Raw genomic sequence first — 17879 nt, forward strand, 5'->3', positions numbered from 1 at the left:
CCCGTCAAGGAGCCGGGGGCGCTGCCGTGCGGCCTCCCGGCAGGCCCCGCCCCCGACCCCGGAACCATCCGACGACCCCGGAAGGACGTCCCCGTGAAACGCCTACGACCAGCGGCCGCACTGCTGTCCGGCCTGCTGCTCTCCCTCACCGCCCCCGCGCTCTCCGCCTCGGCGGACGACGCCCCCGCCGCCCCCGCCCCCGCCCTCGCCGCCGCCGTGACGGCCGGCCCCGGCGCCGAGGGCCCGGACCTGAGCTACGTCAACCGCACCGGCCCGCCCGCCGGGATGCCGGACTGGTCGCGCGTCGGCTTCCGGGGCGGCCAGACCCTGCCCGGCGACGGCGACCTGACCGACGACGCCGGCTGCCGCATCACCCCGGAGGTGCTCGCCGCCAAGTACGGCGTCCGGGCGGACGACGGCGCCGACGACACCACCGGTCTGCAGAAGGCCGTCGACGACGTCAAGGCCAACTGCTCCCCGAACGCCAACTTCAACCGGCTCTCCCTGATCTCCCTCCCGGCCGGCCGGATCGACGTCTCCCGACAGATCTACGTCGACGCGAACTACCTGGTCCTGCGCGGCCGGGGCTCCGGCGACGGCGGCACCCGGCTGGTGTTCCGTCCCGACGTCAACACCCGGTACGACACGCTCGTCAACGGCCGCTGGGACCAGGACTCCATGAAGGCCGGCAGCGGCAGCGACGTCGGCACCGGCGGCTGGATCTGGCCCGGCCGCGGCCTGTTCCGGGTCCAGACCCGGGACATCGCCCCGCGCTACCAGGACGACTGGGCGGCCGCCGCGGCCAACCGCAAGGACATCTTCGAGGGCAGCGTCAACCAGCACTGGGCCTCCGGCATCAAGGTCGCCACCCAGGCCGCCGACCCCGGCTGGGCGGCCCGGCAGGGCCAGAGCACCGTCCAGCTGGACCCGAACGCCGACATGAAGAAGTTCTCCCCCGGCGGCTACGTCTGGGTCGGCGCGGCCAACAGTGTCAAGTTCTACGAGCAGCAGGGCGTCTCCGACCGCAGCCAGATGGACAACCTGCACATGCGCCAGCAGATGTTCCGGGTCAGCTCCCTCGACGCCGCGGCGAAGACGGTCACCCTGGACCGCCCGCTGGAGTGGGACGTGCCGGTCGACTCCACCTCGGACGGCTCCCCGGCGCTGGGCGACAAGCCGTACCCCAGCAAGGTCACCCCGCTGAAGGTGGTCGAGGGCGTCGGCTTCGAGGACTTCGCCTTCACCCAGGACATGACCGGCCTGCCCAAGCTGGGCGGCGGCAGCTACGACCTGACCCCCGCCCAGGCCGTCCACAACTACGGCAACATCGCGCCCGAGTACGCGATGCACGGCATCGTCTTCAAGTGGGCCGCCAACGACTGGGCCCGCGGCCTGAAGGCCGAGATGACCGGTTCCCACCCGATCGTCACCGAGGACGCCCGCAACCTCCAGATCGAGCGCAACAGCTTCGACGGCGCCTGGAACAAGGGCAAGGGCGGCAACGGCTACCTGCGCGGCAGCCGGGTCTGGGACTCCCTCTACGCCTACAACCTCAGCCGCAACCTGCGCCACTTCACCTTCCAGTGGTCGGCCAGCGGCAACGTCGCCTTCCGCAACGACCTCGACTCCGACCTGAACCTGCACGGCGGTTGGGAGCACAACAACCTCTTCGAGCAGAACACCCTGCGCGTCCCGTACGAGCACCGTTCGGGCAACTGCCAGGCCAACTGCGGCGGTGAGGGCGGCGAGGTCGACGAGGGCACCTGGTTCCCGATCTGGTGGGCGGCCGGCCCCAAGGCGGTCAAGTGGTCCGGCTCCTCCGGCCCGCAGAACGTCTTCTACAACAACACGATGGTCAAGCAGACCACCCCCGGCGGGCCCTTCGAACCGTACGCGCCGTACGGCAACCAGTCCGGCACCGCCTTCCAGTTCGGCTCCGCCACCGACGCCCCGAACCGGTTCCAGCCGCTGAGCCAGGGCGGCCAGGCCATCCCCGACTGGGGCGGCCGGGAGACCCTGGACTACCTGGGCAAGGGCGTGGTGCCCCTGGACGCGGGCAAGCGGCCGTCGCTGTTCCTCCAGGACACCGGCGGACTGGAGCCGCGCGACAACCGCTCCCGCCGGGTGGCCACCTGGAACATGCAGGGCGCGCGAACCCCCGAGGGGAACGGCAGCCGCTACACCAACGACCTGCCCCGGCTGCTGGCACGCGGACCGGGCAACGGCGGGGCCGACATCGTCGCCATCCAGGAGGCCGGCGCCCCTCCCGGCGGCGCCACCTTCATCCAGGAGATCAACACGTCCAACACCCAGTGGGTGGACGCCCGCAGCTTCGTCATCCCGGTCCGGGAGTACCGGATCGGGAGCGCGGGCCGGCCCACGGGCTGGCTGTACTGGCTGCACACGGACACCGACGCCGGCCAACCGTTCGGGCGGGTCAACGTGGCCGTCTTCAGCCGCACCCGGGTCGACCGGAACAGCGTGTACACCACCCGTGAGGCCCTCATCACCAACAACTGGGACTCCCGGCCCGCGCTCGGCGTCAACGTCGACGGCGTCGTCTACTACTCGCTGCACGGAAGCTCCGGGGGCCACGGCAACGACGACCCGCAGCTCCTGGACATCATCGGGCAGCAGATGGGGCCAACCCGCCTGCCGTGGGTCGCCCTCGGCGACTACAACCGCGAACCGGCGAACCTGCAGCCCGCGGTCCAGGGATCGTTCAACGTCCGCGCCCAGTCCCAGCCCACGCACCCGGTGGACCGGATCGCGAGCGACACCCGCAGGATCCTCGACTACGCCGTCACCCCGGTCGGCCAGCAGCAGGGCGTCATCACCGGAGCCCTCCGGCTCCCCATCGACTCGTCGGACCACTACCCCGTCGTGTACGAGGTCGGCAACCTGCCGAACGCGCCGACGGTCGGGCAGGGGACGCAACCGCAGGTGCCGAACCAGATCCTGCTGCGCAGCGCCCTCACCACCAACGTGGCCGCCGTCACCTCGAACAGCCACGTGGTCACCGACCTGCCGATCGCCCGGTCCAACCTGCAGTCCCAGGTCCTCAGCGTGACCGCCGACCCGGAGTACCCCGGCTACTACCGGCTGTTCCACCCGTACGCGCCCTTCGCCGGCCGCTACGTCGGCCAGGAGAACGGAGCCCGCGACGCGCGGATGGTGCTGTGGCCGACCGCGTCGGTGGACCAGCTCTGGTCGCCGGTCTACCACGACGACGGCACCTTCACCCTGCAGAACTACGCCACCCGGCAGTTCCTCACCGACCTCGGCGCGGGCCAGAACCTGGTGGGTCGCGACGAGGACGGCTCGGTCGCCCAGCGCTGGTTCCTCCAGGACCCGCGCGAGGCGTCCGGCACCGCCCAGATCGTCTCGACGGACACCGGCTCCTCCTCGGCCCTCGCGGTCGACGAACAGGCGGCGGTCCCCTACCCGGTGTTCCTGGCTCCGTACGTCCAGGGCAGCGGCACCCAGCAGTTCGGCATCATCTCCGCAGGGAGGAGCGGCAGCGACAACTGCTTCTACCTGGTCCACAACGGGCGGTACCTCAACTCGACCGCGGCCCACCCGCGGGACCCGCAGAGCGGCAGCTCCGTCACCGTGGGCGACTTCCGCCCCAACGACGACGGCTACCTGTGGTGCGACACCCCCGACGGCTCGCAGGGCACCCTGCTGACCAACCACACCAGCGCCTCGGAGCACCTGGACCTCGCCAAGAGCCCGGTGACGAACGCGGCGGTGATCAGCGGCCCCGGCTCCGGCACCTTCGGGCTCCACTGGGACTTCCGCTCGGAAACCCGGTGACCCGGCCCGCCCGGTGAACCCGGCGGCCGGTCGGTCCCCCGGATCGGCCGGCCGCCTCCGCTTTCCCCCGGCGAACCGCCTGCTCCGCCCGAACGACCTCGCGAGGTGATCACCCGATCGCCGATCCGCGCAGGTCGTCGCGGTGTTTCCGACGCCCTGTCGCGGCTGTTCGGACGGCCGGGCCGCTTGCGACCGGTGGCGGCCCATGGCTCGCTGGATCCCGGCGAGGGGCTCCCGGAAGGACGGAACGGCCGGTCGACCGCGAGGTCGGCCGGCCCTTTCCGCGAAGGGTCGCAGGGTCACAGGGAAAGGCAGCACATGGCACCGGAACGCAGGCCCGCCGAGCTCGCGCGGCGGGCGTGGACGACGGCGTGGACGACGAACCGGCCGCTGGCCGGCACGGCCGTCCTGATGGCCGTCATGCTGGCCATCGCCCTGGTGGGCCTGATCGCGGACCCCCGGTCGATCACCGGGCAGCCCGCCTGGGCGAAGCCGGCCCGCTTCGCGCTCTCGATCACCGTCTACGCCCTCACCCTGCTGTGGCTGCTCACCTTCGTCCGCGGCCACGACCGGCTCGTGCGGGTCGTCTCCCGGGTGACGGCCGTGTCGCTGGTCGTCGAGATGGGCCTGATCGCCGCCGCCGCGGCGTCCGGCACCACCAGCCACTTCAACTTCGGTACGGCGACGTCGACGGCGGTCTGGATGACGATGGCCGCCTTCATCGCCGCCGCCTGGGCGATGGCCGTGGCGACGGTCGTGCTGCTGCTGCGCCAGCGCGTGCAGCCGCCGGTGTTCGCCTGGGGGCTGCGGCTGGGCATGGCCATGTCGGCGCTGGGCATGGCCCTCGGGTTCCTGATGACGACGCCCACCTCCGAACAGCTCGCGGCCGCCCGGCGGGGCGAGGGCATGCCGATCGTCGGCGGGCACACCGTCGGGCTCGCCGACGGCGGCCCGGGGCTTCCCGTCACCGACTGGAGCACCCACGGGGGCGACCTGCGGATCCCCCACTTCGCCGGCCTGCACGCGCTCCAGGTGCTGCCGCTGATCGGCTTCCTCCTGGCCACCGGGCTCCCCGGGGTGCCCGAGCGCCACCGGGTCGCGTTGATGTGGACCGCCGCCCTGGCCTACCTGGGCCTGGTGCTCCTACTGCTCGCGCAGGCGCTGCGCGGCCAGCCGGTCACCGACCCCGACGCGGTGACCGTGACCGTACTCCTCGCGCTCGCCGCCGCCACCGGCGCGGCCGTCCTCGCGGTTCTGCGCCGTGCGCGAGGCCCGCAGAGCCGATGAGCGCGGCGTTCGATCGTCGCGAGGAAAGCATGGGGTGGTTTGCGACGTTCCACCCCTTTGGACACGAGGATACGACTTGGCAACGTTATGTCCCTTCCCCTGGCGGGAGTTGACGGTCCGTCGTCACTCTCGGTGGTAGCCCTCCCCCACTGCTACCACCCCTGGAGTCCGAGTGAGCACCACTCCCCGCTCCCGCCGCCCCCGCCGTCCCCTCGCGGCCGTCGCCGTGGCGGTCGTCACCGCCCTCGCCGCCCTCGCGATCCCGACCACCGCCGCCGCCACCTCCCCCGCCATCGACTCGCGGGACACCGCGATCGCCCGGGCCCTCGCCAACGTCGCCGACCACGCGGACGTGTTCGGCTTCGGGTCGAGCCAGGACCTCCTGCTCAAGGACGTCGTCCTCGACCCCGACGGCGCCTCGCACGTCCGCTTCGACCGCACCTACCAGGGCCTGCCGGTGATCGGCGGGGACCTGGTCGTCCACCAGGACCCCAAGGGCCGGTTCACGGACTCCAGCCGGGCGGCCGCCCACGACCCCACCGTGAAGTCCACCGTCCCCCTGGTGCCCGCCCAGGCCAGCGCCGCGCACGCGCTCTCCGTCTCCCCCGGCATCCAGGACGCCGTCAGCACCCCCGAGTTGGTCGTCTGGGCCGCCGACGGCACCCCGCACCTCGCCTGGCGCACCACCGTCAAGGGCAGCGGCGAGAACGGCCAGCCGGCCGGCCGGGTCGTCGTCACCGACGCCACCACCGGCGAGCAGATCGAGTCCTACGACGCCGAGCACCAGGCCTCGGGCACCGGCAACTCCGAGTACACCGGCACGATCACCATCGACACCACCCCGATCAGCGGCGGCTACACCCTGACCGACCCGGTGCGCGGCCACGTCACCAAGGACGCCAACAACGTCTCCGCGGGCTCCATCACCGCGAGCTCCGGCACCCGCTTCACCGACGCCGACAACATCTGGGGGGACGGGAAGAAGTTCTCCACCGACCGCGCCACCGCCGCCGTCGACGCCCACGCCAACACCGCCTGGACGTACGACTACTACAAGAACGTCCACGGCCGCAGCGGCATCAAGAACGACGGCAAGGCGGCCACCGTCTTCGTGCACGTCGGCACCCGGTGGGACAACGCCTCGTGGTCCGACGGCTGCTTCTGCATGATGACCGGTGACGGCAACGGCACCACCGACCCGGAGCAGGTCGACCTGGACACCATGGGCCACGAGATGACCCACGGCGTCACCAGCGCCACGGCCGGGCTGCGCTACAGCGGCGAGTCCGGCGGCCTCAACGAGTCGACCAGCGACATCTTCGGCACCATGGTCGAGTGGTACGCCAACAACGCCATCGACACCCCCGACTACCTGTTCAGCGACCAGTCCACCCCGCCGTGGCTGCGCCGCTTCGACAAGCCCTCGCTGGACGGCCGCTCGGCGAACTGCTGGAGCAGCACGGTCGGCACGCTCGACGTGCACTACTCCTCGGGCGTCGGCAACCACTGGTTCTACCTGGCCAGTGAGGGCAGCGGCAGCAAGACCGTCAACGGCGTCACCTACAACAGCCCGACCTGCAACAACTCCATCGTGACGGGCGTCGGCAACCAGAAGATCGCCAAGATCTGGTACCGCGCGCTGACCGTCTACATGACCTCCACCACCAACTACCAGGGCGCCCGCACCGCCTCGCTGAACGCGGCCCGCGACCTGTACGGCGCCGGCGGCACCGAGTACAACGCGGTCGCGGCCGCCTGGAGCGCCGTCAGCGTCAACTAGTGACGGCCGATCGGCCCGTCGAAGCCCAGGAAGTCGGCCCGGCCGACTTCCTGCGCGGCGCGCTTCACGGCGGCGCGGGCCCGGCGCGGCGTCAGGGGACGAAGACGCTCCGGCCGGCGATCACCGCGTAGGTCCGGTCGGGGACGATGAGCGTCTCGATCCGGCCCGAGCAGTCCACCCCGGTCCACACCTGGACCAACTGGTCGGTGTAGTTGGTCACCACCGGTGGGACGAAGTCGCCCAGCGTGATGCACCCGCTCGGGTCCTGGTGCACCGCCCCGTCGATGATCAGCACCCCCTTGGCCGCGTACGCGGTGTTCGGCACCGAGACGGCGAGGGCGACGGCTGCCAGCCAGGCCCCGAGGACGGTTGCGGTGCGGCGCTTCATGCGGGCCACTTCCTTTCGGCCGGAGCGGGACCGCCCCGTTGCGGCCCGCCGGTGGCGCTCAAGGTAGTGAGGCGATCATGCGGAGCGACGGAGCCACGGGCCCGGAGAGACGGCCCTGCACAGGAAGTCGGACCGGCCGACTTCCTGTGCAGGGCCGCACTCGCCCGCGCTCGCCCGCGCCGTCCCGGCCCCGGCACTGCGGCCCGGCTGGCAGGATGCGCGCATGGTGGCCGCCGCGACTCGGAGGACTTCCTGCGGCGCCTGCACGACGCGTGCACGCCCACCCAGTTCCGCCGGTTCGCGGACGCGCTGAAGAGCTACACGACGGGCGTCGCCTGGGAGGTCGCCGGCCAGGACGCGTCGGTCCGCACCCGGCTCAACGACGCGGTGGCCTGCCGGATCAACGCGGCCGGCGTCGTCCCCACGGTCACCGGGCTGCTGGCCACCCACGACCTGCACGTCCCCGACGCGGAGTTCCACCGGCCCGAGGTCCGGGCGTTCACCGAGGCCGCCGGCCTCCTCGTCGCCCTCCACAACGACGTGTTCTCCTACGCCAAGGAGCAGGCGGACGACTCCGGCGACGTGAACCTCCTCGACGCCCTCCGGGCCGAGACCGGCTGCGAGCTACTGGAGGGGGCAGCGCGGCTGATCGGGCTCACCAACCGGGTCACGGCCCGGGCCGTGCACCTCCGCCGCACCCTCGCACCGACCGCGAGCCCGGACCTGCGGCGCTACCTGGACGCCGGGCTGGACATGGCCGCCGGCAGCATCGCGTTCGGACGGCACTGCGTCCGGTACCGCCGCGGCACCTCGCACACCCCGCTGCCGCCCGTCACGGTCACCCATGAGCGCCCGGCCGGGACCCCCTCCGGGCCGCCCGGCATCCCCACCATCGACTGGTGGTGGGACGACCCGGAGCCCGCCTTCCGCTGGTCCACCTTCCGGCGCACCGCCACCCCCTGGCCGTACCTCACCGAGGGCGACCGCTGGGCCCGGCCGCTCCGGTCCCGCTGACCGGAGCGGCCGCCGGGGGCGCCGCGGCCGTCAACGCCACGGCCCCCGGCGGGACTTGAGGTCACCTGTCGACGGCGTCGGTCACGGCCTTCCAGCCGTCCAGGTCCGCGAGGCGCGCCTCCAGGGCGGTGCGCATGCCCGTGGCGCCGGCGGTGCCGAGAGCGAGGCGCAGCGGGGGGTTGTCGCTGTCGACGGCGGTCCGGATGCCTTCGGCGATCCGCGCCGCGGCGGAGAACGCGGAGGCCGGCAGCTCGCCGATGCCCTTCTGCACCTCGCGGACGGTCCCGTCGTAGTCGGCCAGGCCGGCCGCGACGTCGAGGTTGGTCAGGAAGGGGGTCGCGGTCATCCCGGGCTGGACGACCGTGACCTTGATGCCGAGGGGTGCGACCTCGGCCGCGAGCGCGTCCGTCAGCCCCTCCACCGCGTGCTTGGTCGCGGCCAGCAGGCCGACGCCGGGGTGGGCGGACTGCCCGTAGACGGAGGAGCCCTGGAGGATGTGCCCGGAGCGCTGGGCGCGGAGCACCGGAAGCGTCGCGCGGAGCACGTTGAGAACGCCGAAGACGTTGGTGTCGAACACCGCGCGGACCTGCGCGTCGGAGGCCTCCTCGACGGCTCCGAACAGTCCGTAGCCGGCGTTGTTGGCCACCACGTCGATGCGGCCGAAGCGGGCGAGCGTGCGCTCCACCGCCTCCCGGACGGCCTGCTCGTCCCGCACGTCCGCCGGGACGGGGAGCAGGCGCTCGCCGTACGCGCCGGCCAGTTCGTCCAGGGGGGCGGTGTCGCGGGCGAGTGCCGCGACGGCGTCGCCGCTCTCGAGCGCCTGGAGCGTCAGTTCGCGGCCGATGCCGGACGTCGCGCCGGTGATCAGCCAGGTGCGGGGGTGGGTGGTCTGCTGGGTGGATGCCTGAGTCATGTTGCGACCGTAATGAGTTAGCTCGCAACTCGTCAAGGTCGAGGGCGCTCCAGGTTGCCCGCGAGACGGATTAGGGACTCATTCCGGCGAGGTAGGGTGAGGGCATGAGCAGTACGACGACCGGATCTCCGGGACTCAGCCCGCGCGACCTCACACCGGCGGTGGAGACCGTGCTCGCGTTCGTGAACACCCGCGCGGACGGGACCGGTCGGCCGGAGCTGTTCGGGGACGGGGACTCGTTCACGGCCTGGCTGGCGGAGCACGACGGGTTCGGCGGGTTCGGCGGCTCCGACAGCTCCGGCGACTCCGACGGCTCCGGCGGCGGCACCGTGGCGACCGACGCCGACGCGGCGGCCGCGCGCGAGCTGCGCGACGCCCTGGTGACCGTGCTGCTCGCCCACTCGGGCGACGAGGAGAGCCTGGGCGAGCCGCTGCGGCGCGCCGAGCGGCACCTGCGGCGCGCGGGTTCGCTCTACCCGCTGGCGACGGTGGTCACGGCCGGCGGCGTCGAGCTGGCGTCCCCGCAGACCGGGGTGGAGCGCGTGTTCGGCACCGTCCTGGCCGCGGTGACGACCTTCGCCCGCAGCGGCGACTGGGGGCGCGTCAAGGCCTGCCGGAACCCCCCGTGCCACTTCGGGTTCCTGGACCGCACCCGCAACGGGGGCGGGCTGTACTGCAGCCCCGGCTGCGGCTCCCAGGTGTCCATGCGCAACTACCGCCGGCGGCAGCGGCAGGCCACCTGACCGGCCGGAACCCATCGGGCCCGCACGGCACTCCACACGAATGCAGGCCGTCCGATGGCCTCGCGGTGACCGCCCTTCGAAGCTGTACGCGTGCGACCCCGCACCGACCGAAGGAACTTCCCGTGCAGATTCGACACCTCATCGCCTCGACGGCGATCGCCGCTCTGACCCTGGGCGCGGCCGCGCTCACCGCACCCTCCGCCTCCGCGCAGGAGACCCCGACCTACACCTGCGACCTGGTCGAGGCCCCGATCTCCGGCTTCAACAACTGCGTCGCCTCGAACGGCGCCCCCGCGTCGGGGCCGTTCCAGGGCGCCTACATCCAGCCGCGGCTCGGCCCCTTCCCCGGCTTCTCCTGTCTCTACGGCGTGGCGAACACCCCGGACGACGTCATCTGTCTCGCCCCGGAGGGGTGAGGACAGGAGCACGCACCACCGGAGCGGCCGGTCGGTCCGAGGATCGACCGGCCGTTCCGGTTCGTCGGTCAGGACCAGGCGATCAGTTCGCCGTTCATGGTGAATCCGAGGAAGAAGGCGAGGGCGATCCGGCGGCCGCCCTCGAAGTCCTGGACCTGGTGGAAGTTGCGGCAGTCGAAGAAGACGCCGTCGCCGGGCCCGGCCAGCACGGTGGCCGAGGGCACGTCGGCGACGACCTCGGGGGCCCAGCCGTAGCCGTCCTTGCGGGTGTCGTCGGCGGGGATCCAGCGGTGCCGCCAGACGGTCAGCGCGCCGCCGCGCTCGGCGGCGGTGAGGTGCAGGTTGAAGGCGAGCTGCACGAGGGGCTCGTTGTCGAGGTGCCCGGGGAACTCCCGCACCACCTCGTCGTAGTGGATCTTCGAGCCGGTCGGGAACTCCCGGAGGATGCCCACGTGCAGCGGCCGCCCGCCGATGGTCGCGGGGCGCACCGGGATGCCGAGTTCGGTTCCCAGCCGACGCAGGACGGCCGCCGCCGGGTCGGCACCGCCGTAGAGATCGAGTACGGCGCTGCGGGCCCGCTCCGCCATCTCCCAGTAGGCGTCCGCGAGTTGGCCCCGGGTGTAGTAGTCGTAGACCGCGGGGCCGAACTTCAGGATCGGCGGATCGAGCCGCTCCTCGTCGTAGGGCTCGAAATCGGCCCGATCGACGCGGGCGACGAGGTCGCCCAGGGCGCCCTGGAGCAGGTCCGGCACCCGGACGATCGCGCAGGTGCCGGCGGCCAGCCGCTGCAGGGCCTCCCGCAGCCCGCCCTCCGCGGCCGTCTCCGCCGCGAACATCGCCTCGTCGCCACCCGAAGGAAACATTCGATCACTATAAGTGACGGATGGTCATGGACGCCGGAAAGCCGAACGGCCGGTCGATCCGAAGATCGACCGGCCGTTCCGGTTTGTGCGCGAGGGGGGAGTTGAACCCCCACGCCCTTTCGGGCACTGGAACCTGAATCCAGCGCGTCTGCCTATTCCGCCACCCGCGCATCTGGGTGATGAGGAAAACTATAGACCATCCGGAGGGGTGCCTCCGACCACCCCCGGGCGAACGGGCGGGGCCGCTTCCCGCAGGTGGCGGCGCCTGCGGGAGCCGGCGTCAGACGAGGGCGGCGACCAGCAGGGTGAAGGCCGCGACGATGACGGCGACGCGGACGTAGTGGTAGCGGTCCCAGCGGTCGCCCTGCTCCTGCCAGTCCGCGGGCCGGTTCTCGGCGGTCCAGGTCTTGGCCCGGTTGTTGATCGGGACGAGCAGCGCGACCGACATGAGCACACTCACGATCAGCAGCCCGGCGGCGCCGACGACCAGGCCGGCGCCGTGGTGGCTCCAGCCGATGACGGCCCAGATCCCGCTCAGGACGAGCGAGCCGATGTACCAGAACGGCATCAGGGCCCCGAGCATCCGGCCGCCGTGAGCACGGCCGAGCAGGCCGGCGTCGCCGGGGAGAGCTTTGAGGATCCGGTTGACGATGAAGGCGACGGAGAACTCCACTCCGACCATCAGACCGACGGACACGACGGTGAAGACCTGAAGCGTGCTGAGCATGGCGACCCCCTGAGATCTAGCGTTGCTAGGTGATGGGGCAACGCTAGCGCTGCTGCCGCTTGATTGTCTAGCGGTGCTAGGATTCAGGTCATGTCGGTACAGGAACGCAAGGAACGCGAACGGGCGGCGCGCGAGCGCCTCATCGTGGCGACGGCCCGCGAACTCGCCGAGCAGCAGGGCTGGGACGCGGTCACCACGCGCCGGCTCGCGGAGCGGATCGAGTACAGCCAACCCGTCCTCTACAGCCACTTCCGCGGCAAACGCGAGATCATCGGCGCGGTGGCCCTGGAGGGCGCGGCCGAGCTGGCCGTGACGCTGCGGGCAGCGACGGCGGGTGCGGCCTCGGAGGGACCGCGCGCGAGGGTCACGGCGCTCGCCCGCGCCTACCTCGACTTCGCCGAGCGCAATCCGGCGGTCTACGACGCGATGTTCCAGCTCGACGGAGGGCTGGCGTTCGCGCAGGAGGAGACGCCCGAGGCGCTGAAGGACGGTTTCGCGGCGTTGTTGGAGACGCTGGAGGAGGTGGCCGGGGAGGGCGTCCACCCGGGGCTGTTCACCGAGGTGTTCTGGGCGTCGCTGCACGGGCTGGCGACGCTGACCCGGGCCGGACGACTGCCGGCGGGGGATGCGGAGCGGAGGGCGGAGCTGCTGGTGGACCGGCTTGCCGTGCTCTGACACGAACACATTGGGGCGGGGCACCCGGTCGGCGCCCCGCCCCAAGGGGCGTTGAGGGGTGGATCAGCCTTCGGTCGGGAGGTCGCCGGTGCGGACGGCATCAATGAAGGCGCTCCAGGAGGAGCTAGAGAAGACGAGGGCCGGACCGTGCGGGTCCTTGGAGTCACGCACCGGGACGGCGCCGGACCGGAATCCGAGGGCCACCTCGATGCACTCGCCCCCGTCGTTGCCACTGTAGCTGCTCTTCCGCCAAGCAGCCTTCCTGAGATCGGTGTTCTGCAAAACGGTACTCCTCCATCGCGTCGGCGATCAGGGCACGAGAATCCCCTGGCGAGAGTACACCGGCGCGCACCAGGTCAAATTCCTTCCTAGCCCCCTCGACAACTGACGGAACATCACTGAAGTGCCCGCGATACAGGCTCTCTGAGTACACCCACTCCCTCCCGTCCGGCATCAGCAGCAACACCATGGAGGAGGATGGTGCGGCCAGGAGCGGGCGACCGAACGGCAAGACCTGCACAATGACGTTCGACCGGTCGGTCACTGCAAGCAAGTGCTCCATCTGGCGCCTCATGACGCTCGGTCCGCCGACGACCGTACGGATCGCCCCCTCGTCCAGCACCACCATGAGGGTAGGTCCGTCAGGGACCAGGAAACGGCGCTGCCGACTAAGCCGGGTCTCAATCCGCTCGGCTAGCAACTTCGGGTTGTTGCGCGCGTTTCCAGTCGCGAACATCGCACGAACGTACTCCTCGCACTGCAACAAACCATTGATCCGAGAGTACTGAAGCACCCGGATCGCCAGCGCCTCGTCCTCCAGTTCCATGAACTTCTCGAACCAGTCCGGACTTTCGATATCCGCCTGCCAGTCCACCCGCTCCCACAACCGGACCAGCAGACCCCCCATGGCCAGGATCTCGTCGGCCCTCTCGACGGTCTCCCGATCCATCGACCTCCTCCCGCTCTCGAACCGCGTGACCACCGTTCGAGAGAAGTTCAGGAGCTCCCCCAGCTGCTCCTGCGTGTAGCCGGCTCGCTCACGCGCGAAGCGGAGCGCTTCGCCGAACATCTCCGCCGGGCTCGACGTCGGGCCGGCCCCAAGACGCCGGTGTGCCATGCGAATCCCCCTTAGGTGCCACGGATCACCGCACTCGGATTTGGTCGCAACCGTAACTCCGGCACCCCCATCATTGACACCGGAAAGCAATCTTTCGCGTGCATAGCGTTACATCGCGCCCCCTTCGCACTCCTCTCCACCCCCCTCCGAGGTCCCCCCATGCTCGCTGCCCGCCGCCCCCGCATGTTCGTCGCGCGCCTCGACTCCTGCGTCGAATCCACCCCCCTGGCCCGCTACTTGCTCCGCGCCTACCTCTCCGGCCTCCCCTCCGGCGAGCGCTACAGCGACACCGCCGAACTCCTCCTCGGCGAACTCTTCGCCAACGCCGTCCAGCACTCCGACGCCCCCGACGACCGCCACATCGAGATCCGCTTCTCCCTCACCGGCTCCCGCCTGCGCCTCGAAGTCCACGACGCCAGCTCCGGCCACCCCACCCTCCACGCCGCCACCCCGGACGACGAACACGGGCGCGGCCTCTTCCTCGTCGACGAACTCGCCGAACGCTGGGGCTGCGCCCTGCGCCCCGGCGGCATCGGCAAGTTCGTCTGGGCCCTCGTCGCCCCCGCCCCCGTCCCGGCCCTCGTCACCGTCTGAAAGCCCCAGCCGCCATGCACCTCACGACCCTCGCCGGCCACGCCCTATCCCGCGGCCGCACCCCCGCCGACACCTACGCCCTCCTGGCCAAGCGCACCCGCAAGCCCCTCCCCTCCGCCCGCGCCGTCTGCCTCGCCCTGTCGATCCCCCTGGCCGAGACCACGCGCCGCCTCAACGACTGCTACGACGCCCTCCTCGCCGACCCCCGCACGGGCTCCGAGACCGACACCGGCGAACTCCTCGAGGCCCTCGGCGTGTTCGACGTCCCGGTCTCCCTCACCGACACCGAACTCGCCGTGGTCCGCCTCTTCCTGGTCGCCGTCGACGCCATGGGCGGCATCCGGCCCGGCCACCAGCACGGCCTCACCCGCTGGTTCACCACCGGCAACCTGACCGCCGCCTACCTCTCCCTCGCGGCCGCCCGTCCCCTCGCCCGCACCGGTGATCCGGCCACCTACTGGGCCACCCTCGTCACCGCCGGCGAACTCCTCGCCGCTTCCCCCAACGCCGACTCCCGCATCAGGTACGCCCTCGCCCACTGCCGCACCCAGGCCACCGCCCAGACCGCCCGCACCTGAGGGCGGCGGCGCGCCGGGCCGCGGCCGACCGTGGAGGCCGTCCCTGGAAGTCCGGGTGCTCCTGGTGGCCGCGTACCGGCACACCACGTGGTCGGCCGGCCCCTGCCCGGCAACCGCGACGACGACGGGGCCGGGAAGCGCAGGGGAGGGATCCGGGGCCAAGGCCGCCGTCGGCCGGACACATCACGGTCACCGACGGCGGCGGCTCCCCACCGCGCAGTCCCGGCGGAGAAGATCAGGCGAGGCAGAACTCGTTGCCCTCGATGTCCTGCATCGTGATGCAGGACTCGTTGACGCCGTCGGCGCGCTGCGTCAGCACGTGCTTCGCGCCGAGCGCCATCAGCCGTGCGCATTCGGCCTCGAGGGTGGCCAGGCGCTCGTCACCCACGAGCCCGGTGCCGACCCGCACGTCGAGGTGGACCCGGTTCTTGACGACCTTGCCTTCGGGAACGCGCTGGAAGAGCAGGCGCGGGGCCACACCCGAGGGATCGGTACACGCGAAGTAGACCTCGTCCTCGGGCGGCAGCGAGCGGTGGTACTCCTCCCACGAGGCGAAGCCCTCCGGGACCGCCGGCACGACGTACCCCAGCACCTCGCACCAGAAGGAGGCGAGGCGCGCGGGTTCCGCGCAGTCGAAGGTCACCTGGAACTGTTTGATCATTGACATCGGCGCACAATAGCAGGGGCCCTGTGCCTCTCCCCGGAGAGGTTGGGCGCGCACACGCGGAGCACACGGGGGCGGGGACATGAGCTGGTACGTGCTGGTGGAGGCCAACGAGTCGTACGGCGGCGACAACACCTGGGACCTGGTGGCCAAGGTCCCCGTCGAAGGCGGACAGGCAGCGGCCATCGCCCGGGCCGAGGAGATCAGCCGCACCTCGTTGAGTGGCAGCCTGCCCGAGGAGGAGGGGCGGCTCGTGTTCCGGACGTCCCCGACGAGCTGGCTCGTGGAGAAGTCCCGCCTGGTGCGGCACGAACGCTCCGCCGAGCCGACCGAGCACACCCAGCACCTGCGCATCTCCGTCGCCGAACTGGTGCTCGCCCGGGAGCCCGCCGTTCCCCCCAAGAAGCGTCTGTTCCACAGGTGACCGAACCGGTGGGTGCAGCCCGATCGGGATCCGGTAACGTGCCCGGAGGAGTGCCGGGGAAGCCTGGTCGACGGACAGCTGTGTCCGCCGTGTCCGCAGGCTGGCACGGGGGGAGAAGTGTGATGAACCACCGTCCCACAGCATGGACCCGCGTCGGCGGCGCGCTGCTCGCCGCGGCGGCACTGGCCCCGGCGACGGCCGCCTGGTACCTGTTCACCGACAAGGTGCCGCACGACGCCGGCCGGTACCGCGCCTACACCGCCGCCGCGGTCTGCCCGGCCGGGGACCCGCGCGCGGTGGGCACGGAGTGCGTGCGCACCGCGCCGTTCACCGTCAGCGACACGGTCGTCCGGGACCAGGTCAGGAACTCCCAGTTCCGGGCGACGCTGACCGCGCCGCGCTGGACCGGGAAGGTGCTGTTCGGCGACCCCGGGCCGCTGCTGGAAGAGCTGAAGCCCGGCGACCAGGTGGACGGCACGGTATGGCGCGGCCGGATCGTGCGCCTGGAGCGGGCCGGCGTCGCGCAGGCCACCGCCGACGAACCCCGCGACGAGATGCAGTTCACCGCCGCGATGGGCACCTTCACCGCGCTGGTGGCGGTGCTCGCCGGCCTCCTGGGCGCGCGGCTGTTCACCGGCCGCCCCGGGACCCTCGCCCTCGGCCGGCCGATCTTCCTCTGGACGCTGCTCGCCTGCGGCGCGCCCGCCGTGCTCGCGTTCACAGCCGGCCTGCCGTGGTGGACGGTGCCGATCGCGGCCGTCCCGGCGTCGCTGCTCGCGGCGGAGGGGGTGCGGCGCCGGTACCTGCGCCGGAGCACCGGGGGGACGACCCCGGGGGGACCGCAGGAGGTCGTGGGCGCGCCCGCCCGGCTGAGCTGATCCACCCTCAGTTCGATCTTGTTCCCAAGATCGTTCTGGTGGAGGGTGGGGTCATGCAGAATCTGCCGACCTTCGTCCTCGTCCACGGGGCCTTCGCGAACTCGTTCTCCTTCGCGCCGCTGCAGGCCGAGCTCGCCCTGCTCGGGCACCGCTCCGTCGCGGTCGACCTTCCGGGGCACGGCTTCGAGGCGACCTACCCCGCCGCCTACCAGGCTCCCCAGGACCTCGGCGCGCTCGCCGCCGAGCCGGGGGGCATCAAGGGGGTCACGCTCGCCGACAACGCCGCCCGGGTGATCGAGGTGCTCGAACGGGCCAAGCGGAACGGGCCCACCGTCCTCGTCTCCCACAGCAGGGGCGGCATCACGGCCACCGCCGTCGCCAACGCCCGGCCCGACCTGGTCGACCGGATCGTCTACGTCTCCGCCTGGTGCCCCGTCGACCTGGACGTGAACGACTACTACGCCCAGCCGGAGATGGCCTCCGTGGACGCGGGGGCCTTCGCCGCCGCGCTCGCCGGGAACCCGGCCGAACTCGGCCTGCTCCGGGTCAACTTCCGCACCGCCGACCCGACGGCGCTCGCCGCGTTCCGGCAGGCCTTCGCCGCCGACCTCACCGACGACGAGTTCCGGACCTTCCTCAACACCTTCCAGCCCGACGAGAACCTCGACGTCGGCACCTCCGCCGACCGGGCCCAGGCCGCGACCTGGGGCCGGGTGCCCAAGACGTACGTGCGGCTGGCCGACGACACCAGCATCCCGCCCGCCATGCAGGACCGGCTGATCCGCGAGGGCGACGCGCTCACCCCCGGCAACCCCTTCGACGTCCGCACGCTCGACGGCAGCCACCTGCGCTGGCTCGTCCACCCGGCGCCGGCCGCCCGGGTGCTGGCCGAGGTCGCCGCGCTGCTGCCCTCCGCCTCCTGACGGCAACCGGTGCACAGGAAGTCGGCCGGGCCCGCGTGCGGTGCCCCCGCAGAAGGTGGGTGTGGGGAGCGGGGAGAGT

At 71.9% G+C, this 17879-nt stretch carries 19 protein-coding genes and 1 tRNA gene; 12 read left to right on the forward strand and 8 right to left on the reverse strand.

Features of this window, described 5'->3' with window-relative positions:
• Positions 1-93: 93 nt before the first annotated feature.
• The 3 genes from ABZW03_RS09675 to ABZW03_RS09685 all read left to right on the forward strand — a co-directional run bounded on the left by ABZW03_RS09675 (position 94) and on the right by ABZW03_RS09685 (position 6883).
• Positions 94-3816, forward strand: a complete 3723-nt coding sequence (locus tag ABZW03_RS09675) for a hypothetical protein (RefSeq protein WP_355254377.1) — start codon at positions 94-96, stop codon at positions 3814-3816.
• A 318-nt stretch (positions 3817-4134) separates the two neighbouring features.
• Positions 4135-5103: a hypothetical protein gene (locus tag ABZW03_RS09680; protein ID WP_355254379.1), complete on the forward strand. Its 969-nt coding sequence runs from the start codon at positions 4135-4137 to the stop codon at positions 5101-5103.
• 172 nt (positions 5104-5275) lie between these two features.
• Positions 5276-6883 carry a M4 family metallopeptidase gene (locus ABZW03_RS09685; RefSeq protein ID WP_355254381.1) on the forward strand — a complete coding sequence of 536 codons (1608 nt, stop codon included), beginning with the start codon at positions 5276-5278 and terminating at the stop codon, positions 6881-6883.
• A 91-nt stretch (positions 6884-6974) separates the two neighbouring features.
• On the opposite strand, the gene ABZW03_RS09690 is transcribed toward ABZW03_RS09685, so the two are convergent.
• The gene (locus ABZW03_RS09690; protein WP_355254383.1) at positions 6975-7271 is read right to left on the reverse strand and encodes a hypothetical protein; all 297 of its coding nucleotides are present in this window, start codon (positions 7269-7271) and stop codon (positions 6975-6977) included.
• Between the two features lie 51 nt (positions 7272-7322).
• On the opposite strand from ABZW03_RS09690, the gene ABZW03_RS09695 reads away from it, so the two are divergent.
• Positions 7323-8285 carry a terpene synthase family protein gene (locus ABZW03_RS09695; protein WP_355254385.1) on the forward strand — a complete coding sequence of 321 codons (963 nt, stop codon included), beginning with the start codon at positions 7323-7325 and terminating at the stop codon, positions 8283-8285.
• A 61-nt stretch (positions 8286-8346) separates the two neighbouring features.
• Here the strand turns inward: ABZW03_RS09695 and ABZW03_RS09700 are convergent, their stop codons facing one another.
• Positions 8347-9198 carry an SDR family NAD(P)-dependent oxidoreductase gene (locus ABZW03_RS09700; RefSeq protein WP_355254387.1) on the reverse strand — a complete coding sequence of 284 codons (852 nt, stop codon included), beginning with the start codon at positions 9196-9198 and terminating at the stop codon, positions 8347-8349.
• 104 nt (positions 9199-9302) lie between these two features.
• Between ABZW03_RS09700 and ABZW03_RS09705 the strand changes: the two genes are divergently transcribed.
• Positions 9303-9941 (forward strand): CGNR zinc finger domain-containing protein, encoded by a 639-nt coding sequence (locus ABZW03_RS09705; protein WP_355254389.1) that lies wholly within the window; start codon positions 9303-9305, stop codon positions 9939-9941.
• Between the two features lie 122 nt (positions 9942-10063).
• Positions 10064-10357 (forward strand): hypothetical protein, encoded by a 294-nt coding sequence (locus ABZW03_RS09710; protein ID WP_355254391.1) that lies wholly within the window; start codon positions 10064-10066, stop codon positions 10355-10357.
• Positions 10358-10425: 68 nt separating this feature from the next.
• Here the strand turns inward: ABZW03_RS09710 and ABZW03_RS09715 are convergent, their stop codons facing one another.
• The 3 genes from ABZW03_RS09715 to ABZW03_RS09725 form a co-directional block, all read right to left on the reverse strand.
• Positions 10426-11220, reverse strand: a complete 795-nt coding sequence (locus ABZW03_RS09715; protein ID WP_355254393.1) for a proline hydroxylase — start codon at positions 11218-11220, stop codon at positions 10426-10428.
• A gap of 86 nt (positions 11221-11306) precedes the next feature.
• Positions 11307-11390: transfer RNA gene (locus ABZW03_RS09720), tRNA-Leu, on the reverse strand.
• A 110-nt stretch (positions 11391-11500) separates the two neighbouring features.
• Positions 11501-11947 (reverse strand): DUF1772 domain-containing protein, encoded by a 447-nt coding sequence (locus ABZW03_RS09725; protein ID WP_355254395.1) that lies wholly within the window; start codon positions 11945-11947, stop codon positions 11501-11503.
• A 90-nt stretch (positions 11948-12037) separates the two neighbouring features.
• Between ABZW03_RS09725 and ABZW03_RS09730 the strand changes: the two genes are divergently transcribed.
• Positions 12038-12622, forward strand: coding sequence for a TetR/AcrR family transcriptional regulator (locus ABZW03_RS09730; RefSeq protein ID WP_355254397.1), 585 nt, complete (start codon positions 12038-12040; stop codon positions 12620-12622).
• 63 nt (positions 12623-12685) lie between these two features.
• On the opposite strand, the gene ABZW03_RS09735 is transcribed toward ABZW03_RS09730, so the two are convergent.
• Together ABZW03_RS09735 and ABZW03_RS09740 are read right to left on the reverse strand one after the other, a co-directional pair.
• A complete protein-coding gene (locus ABZW03_RS09735) occupies positions 12686-12826 on the reverse strand; it encodes a DUF397 domain-containing protein (RefSeq protein WP_355254399.1) in 141 nt (46 codons plus the stop codon).
• A complete protein-coding gene (locus ABZW03_RS09740; RefSeq protein ID WP_355254401.1) occupies positions 12786-13739 on the reverse strand; it encodes a helix-turn-helix transcriptional regulator in 954 nt (317 codons plus the stop codon). The genes ABZW03_RS09735 and ABZW03_RS09740 overlap by 41 nt, the downstream gene beginning before the upstream one ends.
• 159 nt (positions 13740-13898) lie before the next feature.
• Here ABZW03_RS09740 and ABZW03_RS09745 point away from each other — a divergent pair, with 159 nt between their 5' ends.
• Together ABZW03_RS09745 and ABZW03_RS09750 are read left to right on the forward strand one after the other, a co-directional pair.
• The gene (locus ABZW03_RS09745; RefSeq protein WP_355254403.1) at positions 13899-14333 is read left to right on the forward strand and encodes an ATP-binding protein; all 435 of its coding nucleotides are present in this window, start codon (positions 13899-13901) and stop codon (positions 14331-14333) included.
• Between the two features lie 14 nt (positions 14334-14347).
• Entirely contained in the window at positions 14348-14911 is a 564-nt protein-coding gene (locus ABZW03_RS09750; protein ID WP_355254405.1) for a hypothetical protein, read from the forward strand.
• Between the two features lie 235 nt (positions 14912-15146).
• Here the strand turns inward: ABZW03_RS09750 and ABZW03_RS09755 are convergent, their stop codons facing one another.
• Positions 15147-15578 (reverse strand): VOC family protein, encoded by a 432-nt coding sequence (locus ABZW03_RS09755; RefSeq protein ID WP_355254407.1) that lies wholly within the window; start codon positions 15576-15578, stop codon positions 15147-15149.
• Positions 15579-15657: 79 nt separating this feature from the next.
• On the opposite strand from ABZW03_RS09755, the gene ABZW03_RS09760 reads away from it, so the two are divergent.
• From ABZW03_RS09760 to ABZW03_RS09770, 3 genes are all read left to right on the forward strand, one after another.
• A complete protein-coding gene (locus tag ABZW03_RS09760; RefSeq protein WP_355254409.1) occupies positions 15658-15999 on the forward strand; it encodes a hypothetical protein in 342 nt (113 codons plus the stop codon).
• Between the two features lie 122 nt (positions 16000-16121).
• Positions 16122-16877, forward strand: a complete 756-nt coding sequence (locus tag ABZW03_RS09765) for a hypothetical protein (RefSeq protein ID WP_355254411.1) — start codon at positions 16122-16124, stop codon at positions 16875-16877.
• Positions 16878-16930: 53 nt separating this feature from the next.
• Positions 16931-17800: an alpha/beta fold hydrolase gene (locus ABZW03_RS09770; RefSeq protein ID WP_355254413.1), complete on the forward strand. Its 870-nt coding sequence runs from the start codon at positions 16931-16933 to the stop codon at positions 17798-17800.
• Positions 17801-17879: the final 79 nt, after the last annotated feature.

Source organism: Kitasatospora sp. NPDC004799 (assembly GCF_040609095.1).
GTDB lineage: Bacteria > Actinomycetota > Actinomycetes > Streptomycetales > Streptomycetaceae > Kitasatospora.